Source organism: Microcoleus pseudofavosus SVA1_A4 (genome assembly GCF_036700565.1).
In the GTDB taxonomy this organism is placed as follows: domain Bacteria; phylum Cyanobacteriota; class Cyanobacteriia; order Cyanobacteriales; family Microcoleaceae; genus Microcoleus.
In genome coordinates, this window is sequence record NZ_JAUBPE010000138.1 from 1 (window position 1) to 8,119 (window position 8,119).

The 8,119-nt window shown below is 45.4% G+C and carries 2 protein-coding genes and 2 pseudogenes; 1 reads left to right on the plus strand and 3 read right to left on the minus strand.

Going from position 1 to position 8,119, the window contains the following annotated elements; all coding sequences use genetic code 11:
* Nucleotides 1-1,304 precede the first annotated feature (1,304 nt).
* From ltrA to QUA02_RS32340, 3 genes and pseudogenes are all read right to left on the minus strand, one after another.
* Entirely contained in the window at nt 1,305-2,984 is a 1,680-nt protein-coding gene (ltrA, locus tag QUA02_RS32330; protein ID WP_333033811.1) for a group II intron reverse transcriptase/maturase, read from the minus strand.
* Between the two features lie 676 nt (nt 2,985-3,660).
* Nucleotides 3,661-4,119, minus strand: a pseudogene (locus tag QUA02_RS32335) (reverse transcriptase N-terminal domain-containing protein); the annotation flags it as partial.
* 31 nt (nt 4,120-4,150) lie between these two features.
* Nucleotides 4,151-5,520 (minus strand): annotated as a pseudogene (locus QUA02_RS32340) (IS4 family transposase).
* A gap of 901 nt (nt 5,521-6,421) precedes the next feature.
* On the opposite strand from QUA02_RS32340, the gene QUA02_RS32345 reads away from it, so the two are divergent.
* Nucleotides 6,422-8,068, plus strand: coding sequence for a hypothetical protein (locus tag QUA02_RS32345; protein ID WP_333033812.1), 1,647 nt, complete (start codon nt 6,422-6,424; stop codon nt 8,066-8,068).
* The last annotated feature ends 51 nt before the right edge of the window (nt 8,069-8,119 follow it).

The following is an 8,119-nucleotide window of genomic DNA, read 5'->3' on the forward strand; positions in this document are numbered from 1 at the left end:
ACTCTCTATCTTGATTTTTTTGACGAGGTTAATAGTGCTTTAAGCTTTCAAACTATTCTTTTTTCTAGGTTCAGCGCCTTGGGGGGTATCGCTTCAAGCTGCCCTTTTTTCGACGTTTATCAACTATAGCGTTCTTACTCTGGTGGTGTTAGTAGAGGGAACCGAATCTTTTTGTAGTAATTTCTCTACTTGTCTATTTCTACTAGCTGCAGTAATAAATTGAGTTCAAGCTGATAGAGCGGTCCATCTAATCTAGCCAGGAAGACTGTGTGGAGGCGACTCGGCGAGCGCTCTTTCCTTGCATCTGGGCTGTTTCATGAATCGAGTACATGTGCCCAATCGCTGAATCTTCGGGCTGCTTCGTTGCAGGTGCAGCTTCGTTTAAGTTTTTTAAGAAGTTTGGTATTTGGCATGGATGTGGCTGCTTCCGTTGTCACAACCCCTATCTGACTCCTCGCCTGAAGAAATTCCCGAGTGGTGACGCCCGCAATTTTAGATTTTAGATTTTAGATTTTAGATTGACAGTCACACATCAAGAGCATCGAATGACGGTCGCTTTACTCACCCTCGCCTGAAGTTCTCACCCCCTAGATTTGTTACAATTCTCGATCGTGTGGAGCAGGTGCATCTACGAAAACCGGCTCAAAGGAGAATTGACAGGCGATGTGGCTAAAATTTGGTGTTGCTCAAGCGTGGCGAACTGACGAGCATTGATGAGGTTGTGCGCGGAAAAACTAACCTCGCTTGTCTTTACTGCGGAGGCGGATTGACAGCAAAAAAGGGTTCGGTGAAAGAACATCACTTCGCCCACACCGGGGAGACTTGTAAGCCCGTGGTTCAAATGTACCTTTGTATTCCTACTCGTGAACTCTTGCTCGGTGTTTACCAGGTTAGGCTTCCAGTATTGACACCTTTCACCCCCGCTTCAGGGATTGATGGCTAGTCGCTACCCTGGGGGACGCAATTCTTGACTGCGCTCTGTGTGCTTTCACTCCTGCACCTGGAGGGTGGGACTTAGTTTTCTAGGATACTTACCTCACCCACATGACTATCAAATTGTCTTGGCGAAGCCTCTCCCTTTGGGAGAAGGTTCTTGTGTAGCTTGCGGGTAATCCTCTACCCATTTCAGGGTTAGTTTCTACCCAACGAATCGCACTCCGGGTCTGTTAACCTAAGCCGGAGAGTCGCCTCCCCGACTCGGCTCCAAAACCGTGCGTAAGAGTTTCCCCTTACACGGCTCCTCAGTACATGGAATCCACCTTTGCTTGTGGCTACCAATCTCGCGTTTACGCTTTCCACCTTAGTTACCCGTGAACTTGGTCATGGCAATGTAGGTGTAATAAAACCAGGTTATCGTCGCTGTTTTTTCCACCTTGACTTTGTGGTTTTTGGTGGTGTTTTTCTATTAAATCCCCTGGTCTGAAGTGTTGTCCACAATGGTGGCATTTTCCTTTCTGTCGCTTCAGCAGTCTTGCTTTTTGCGGTTCTGTAGTTAGGAAGTTATCCCCCATTCTTGAACTCCAGTATATGACATCACCATCAAAGGGCGAGCGGTTTCCTTTGACTCTTGTCCACCGCGTTCCAGCTTTATAAGAGCCGTATTTATGGAGCTTAACTAGCGTGTCGTCTTCTTGTGAAAACGACCAGTTGTCTCCTCCCCTTGACTTCCAATATCTTCTGGCTATCCAGCCATTTGACTTGTTGGAATGACGCCTTTTTGCCCAGCGCCATAACACCCTGAACACTAAATATTCTAGCTTGCTATAGGCTTTTCCGGCATTCCAGGGCGACTGGTAATTACACCAGCCTCTGACTTTGGGATTTAGAGCCTTTATCAGCTTTGATTGATTTGCTGTTTTCAGCTCCTGTACCTGTCCTGCTATTGCTAAGTAATGTTCTTGGATGCTTTTGTCGCTAGGTTTGATGATAGTCTTATAGCCTAAAGCTTTTCCCCTACTTGTGTTTCCACTATGATTTATACCCACTGCAAATTGTCTAATGGTGAACCCCAGGAAATCAAACCCTGGTTCTCTACCTTCATGTTTTCGCAGAGTGTGTACGAGTTTGGTCTTTTCGGGTTTTAGCTCTAGCCCTATATCCTTTAACCACTCTTTGATTAGCTCCCGGCATTCTTCTACTACACTTAGCTCATCACAGATTAGTACAAAGTCGTCTGCATATCTAATTAGTTTAGGTTGAGATACGTCATCTCTCCCAAACTTCCGTCTTGCACCTTTGATGCACCCGTTGCTATATGCGGGATAGACTTCTGTGATTGCATTTTGCATTCCATGTAGTGCGATGTTTGCCAGAAGTGGCGATATGACACCTCCTTGGGGAGTTCCGCTGTTAGTTTCCAAACAGCTACCCTCCTCAAACACTCCTCCTTTTAACCAGGCTTTGATTTGTCGCCTGAATTTGGGGATAGTGTCAATCTTTGCCAGTAGTTTTTGGTGGTTTATTTGGTCAAAGCATTTCGCTATATCGGCATCTAGGACGTACTTCGGTTTGGCCGTTATAACTATCCTTATTGCTTCTATTGCGTCGTGACATGACCTTCCCGGTCTGAATCCGAATGATTCGCTTTCAAATTTAGCTTCCCATTCAGGTTCTAGCACTAATTTGAGTAATGCTTGTTGGGCTCTGTCTCTTATGGTGGGGATTCCTAGAGGACGTTTTTCTTTTCTTCCTGGTTTAGGTATCCAGACCCTTCTAGTGGGGCGGGCTTTTCCGTCTATTTCTAGTTCGTTGACCAGAGACATTCGCTGCTTTTTATTGAGAGATTTTACCCCATCGACTCCGGCTGTATTTTTGCCTTTGTTTTCTTGGGTTACTTTCCTAACAGCGATGAGCTTTGCATACCGAGAATTGACTACCATCTTCTGAAGTCTGCGAACGAGCTTCACGTCTCCACGCTGACTAGCCCTATATATCCTTTTTTTGAAGTTTGAAAACTGTCCATTCGGCTTTCGCCCAGTTGACATCTTTCCATTCCACTTGTGATGTAATCTCCGTAAAGGACATTAACTTCTTACTCCGAACGTATAGACCATGTAGCAGTGGGTCTATCGGCATATCCCCTTGATTACAAAGAGGCATTCGCTTTTGACCCAATCCCTCCAATGGGCTGCTTACGCTAGCTACTACTTGCGGATTCGACTTATCCTCAAGAGCCATCCCACTGGTTAACTCGTTCCCAACTTCCGTTGATACCGACCTTAGAGCCTCCCAACTCCTCCGGGTTTTGGTTAGTGCCGATGGTCAAGGATTCTTTTGCCATCTACCATTGCCTTGAGCATTTTTCGCTCCCAGCGTAGCAGCCTGATTTCGCTGGTTCTGCTTAACGAAGGATAAAGGAGTTTACTTTCGTTACTCGTAGTCGGACGCTTGGTGTGTCACTGCTTTTGGCTTGCAGCTTATCACCGTTTATCCCCGCTTCGATTCTGGCGGTGCTACCCTCTCCATAGTCGGGGGATACGCAGTCCTCTGGACACTTCAGGGGAGGGACTTGTCAGATAAGACTCACCCTCACGAAAATTGAGTTATCTCGGTTTCGGACTTTCGCCCTTCCCTTTTGACCTCACTTTAAGCGCATAGCCTTCTTCGAGGTGTGGCGCGTTCAAGGGTTGGAACCCTCTTGGCTGCGCCAACGAGCCGCACGAACCCGTATGAGTTTGGTTCAAATCGCGCTTCCCATTCTGGCTCTAGTGCCAGCTTGACAAGTGCTTGCAAGGCTCGGTCTTTCATTGTAGGTATACCCAAAGGTCGCTTCTCTTCCGTTCCAGGCTTAGGAATCCATACCCTCCTAGTTGGACTGACCTTTGACCCCAGGTTTAATTTTTGAGTCAGGTCTAAACGTTGCTTTGGAGTTAGCGACTTAACGCCATCTACACCCGCCGTCTTTTTCCCCTGGTTGTCCTGGGTAATTCTACGAACCGATAAGGCTCTTGCTGACCAAGACTTCATCAGCATCTTTTGGAGTCTGCGAAATGCTTTTACATCACCACGAACAGAGGCTTGATAAATTCTCTTCTGGAGCTTGTACACATTACGCTCTAGCTTGCGCCAGTTAATTTTGTGCCATTCCACCATCAGTTTTTTCGACTGTGTATTAGACATATATACTCCAATGGCACTGAAAAAGGCTTAATCACGCCCTCCGTTTAGCTTTCAAGACAGAGCGAGGTTCCTGCATTCGAGGATACGGTTTCGGCCTGCGTTTCAAAACTCTAGGTTCAGAACGCTCAGGTCGAATCGTGAGTAAATTAGTTGCCACCTGTTCCAAAAGTAATTGACGCCATTGTCGCTGTTGGCGTTTTCCTGTAGTTGCCAACAGCGTCAATAACAGATTAAACTGCTGCGAAAGTTGATTGGAATGAGAGTTGAAAAACTGTATTTTTTGACGAAGATACAGCCTGCCACATAATGGTACGCAACAAAGTGTAAGCTAATAAATGTGTCCAGATTTCTTTTCTCACCATCACCGGAGTTTTAGCTGTTAACATCTCCATTTTTAACGTGGTTTTGACATAGCGTAAATTCACTTCTGCTGCCGACCAACGAAGTCCATATAAAAAAGTCAACTTTTCAACAGTGTACCGTTTGGCATCCACCAATGTCGTCACTATAATGATACGCTCAGCTCGGAAACCGCGGCGTTTGATTCGCAGGCATACTTCTCGGACGATGAAACTCGAAGGTAATGCCTCGAATTCCTCAATAGTCATGTGGTTGGGACACTGTCGGGGCTTATTCCAGACGACTGTATGGTCGCCAATTCCCAACTTCTTTCCCCGTCTAAAGTCAGTTTTACGGAGATGATTTTTACGAAAAACAGCATCTGCGCCTCGCTCTTTTACTAAGACTAAATCGACATAATTACCATAAGCTTGATCTGCCAATATCACATCCTCTGGGACTAGATTTGCATAAATCAAACGGCTCATCACAATCTCACTGCTTGCCAAGGATGCTATGCCAGCAGATACCACAGCCAAGCGTCAGCAATGAAAAGAGTACCACCATTTTAGCTATGGGAAATCCACACCCTGGTTTTTGATTGCTGTGTTGCGGATACTCGGCTTGATTAGCAGCAGTATCACTCATCAACACTGTTGTTCCATCTAGTACCCGCACTCGTCGTCCACACCATTGTTGTTAAGCGAGGAACTTGCACTTCTAGAGCTTCTGCGACTATGGGTACTAACTGTTGAACGAGTTTTTCTGGTAGTCGTTTACGAGCTTTACTGTATGCCCCGGTGTCAGAGGAAGGAGGCTTGACTCCGGCCGCACTGAGCCACGTACTCATCCGCTTCACGGCTTGACTCAAACTTTTGTCGGGATCGAGTACCTGGGATACCATCGCCCACAAGGTGACTATCGGTGTGTAGATGCTTTGGTAGTAGGTGATTTTCTCATTCGCTAGAAGCGAATGGACTAACTCTTCTGGCAGCAGCTTCTCCCAAGGTGAGGCAACCAGGGCAAAAATTGTTGTTTGAGAATGCACGCACGATTTGGCATTGCCGGGAGAGAGATATTTTGGTTTGTAAGGCAATTATCTATGTATATCTTGCCTTACAGATTTTTTTTGGCTCACTTTTTCAGTGCCATTGAACTTAGGCTGTCAGTAATCACACCTTTTCACCCCGCTTTACGGATTGATGACTATTCGCTACCGTAGGGGTGACGCTTTCACCGCTGCACCTGCGGGGTAGGATTTGAGGGTTCTAGGATACTATTTCTCACCTACATGGTCATTCAGTTGTCAAGGTTCTCTACCTGGCGGCTAATCCTCCAAACCCTTTCAGGCTTTAGTTTCTAGCCAACGATTCGCACTTTCTTATCACAACCGCGGGCAATCCAACGTATCACCCGGGCAATTATCGCTGTTCCCCGATGATGGCATTGACTGGGATATGATGGATTGCTCTCTGGAATCTGCAATTTAAAATATCAAAGAATATTAAAGAATTAGCAGAACTGCTTCAACCCTTGCAGCAAGAAGATAAAAATCTGCACGGAACACGCGCAGATTCTCACCAATACAGACTGAGGCAAACGCTTGCGGAAGCCGAGTTGCAAAGTTTAGAGCGGAAACATCAAATCAAGCTGCCCGAAGATTACCGTACCCAATTTATTTCTTTGAAGATCCAGAAATCCAGGCTCAACTTGAGTTAAACGAAGACAGGATAGTTATCAAAATCCATCTTTAGCCTTTCATATTAGCGCAACCTTAGCAGAGTTGCTCTTTGTAGGGAGGGCAAAGCAACCGGCAAAAACCGAGATTTTTTCTTTGAAAGGCAGCCTGTCCCCGCCATTTGGAGGGGGCTATTTTAATTATCCAAAACCACCGGATTTGGTGAGGTCAGACTTAAACTGAAGCCAATACTATTATTTTATAACGTAATAAAAGCCAGCGTTTATGAAGAAAAAATCCTCAATACCAGATGCGATTCTGGCTATAGATTTTGGCGGCTTATCTACTAGAGTTTTCTGCCAAAGCTCGCAAGCAGGCAGTAAAGCAAACTCCTTTGTAATGGAATCGCAGGTGGGGCCAGTGAGCCAAGACATAGCCAATTGTTTCACACAACCCAACCTCCCATCAGCATCTCCCGAAAATATTGCTTGGGTGGCAATTGGTAATGAATGCCGAGCCGTTGGCTACTTGGCAGCATCGCAATTCAATGCTCACATCGGTTTAGCGGGACTGAAGTACAGTAGCGCTTTGTACAAAGCTCTAGCAGCTTTGTGGGTAGTGTCGCGGAAGTTAGATTTAGGCAATCAATTCAGCGCTGCGATCTCCGTTTTCTTGCCCCCAGGCGAATTTAATGACTCCAAGCAATTTTTTGAGCTATTAAGTCAATACTCTGCTTCATTTGAAACACCCACCGGCAAGCTATCCGTCACCCTGGACAAAACCCAAGCTTTGCAAGAAGGCGGCGGCATTGCTTTGATCCACAACAGTAATTTAGGTTCAGCCTTCAAGCAGCGGGTAACTGCCTTTGTTATGGTAGGATTTCGCAATGCTTCGGTAATAGTTTCGGCACGCGGTGCTGTCGGTAAGGGCAAAACTTCAGACTTAGGAATGGTAAGGTTGGTGGATCTAGTTCAAGAGCGAACCTCTAACTACGATGCTTCCCGTTTGGCTTTATCAATCGCTCAAGCGGGCGTAAGCTACAACCGCCCTTACTTTTACCGACTTGCTCGGAATCGAGAGGAAACAGCTAAAGATCGAGAAGTTGACCAATTGATTGAAGCAGTCAAGCTGTCTCGCTTCGACTACGCTCGAATGCTATCTCATTGGATTAATGAAGTGCTGCCGCCAGATTTAGATGAAATTGTATTTTGCGGGGGTACTTCTGAATATATGAAGCCAGAACTGCGAAATCAGTTTTCTCATTATTCGCTGTCTTGGCACGCAGGCATAACAGTGCCAAAAACGCTCGATCCTGATGGTTTAGGTTGCCGCATAGCTGATGTTTACGGACTATTTTCTTACTTCAAATCTCAGTTTGAGATACTGAGGCAAAGGTCTGTTGCGGCAACTTCTCAGAGGGCAGAAGATACAACTTCCAGTTCAGGAGATGCTCCAGTCCCTACGACTGATATACAGAGTATAAAAGAATGTGCTAAACAATCTACCAAGCCAAAATCTGAACAATCTACCAAGCCAAAATCTGAACAACCTACTCACCCAAAATCCGAGCAACCTACTAAATTAAAAGTTGAGCAATTTACTCACGCTAAATCCGAGCAATCTACTGAACAAAAAATTGAGGAATCTACTGAACAAAAGACTGAAGATATTACTGAACAAAAATTTGAAGAACCCGCTGAACAAAAATTTGAGGAACCCACTGAACAAAACACTGAAGATATTACTGAACAAAACAGTGAAATTTGCGCTCAACAAAAGGCGGATTCAAGTATCAAAGATAGCTGCTTAGATGATTCTAATAAATTGAGTGATGAGTCGTCGTCGAATACAGAACCTTCATTAGAGGAATCAGAAGCAAACTTAGATGCAGCTCTCTTACTGGAGCTTAGACTAAAAAACGAGCGCATCTAAAAGTAGCTGCCTTTAAATATCCGGCAAGCTGTTACTCAAAAACTCAAGAGG

Excerpts from the sequence above, each read along its gene's own strand:
- ltrA (WP_333033811.1), bottom strand. The coding sequence starts at position 2,984 with ATGTCAACTGGGCGAAAGCCGAATGGACAGTTTTCAAACTTCAAAAAA.
- QUA02_RS32345 (WP_333033812.1), top strand. The coding sequence starts at position 6,422 with ATGAAGAAAAAATCCTCAATACCAGATGCGATTCTGGCTATAGATTTT.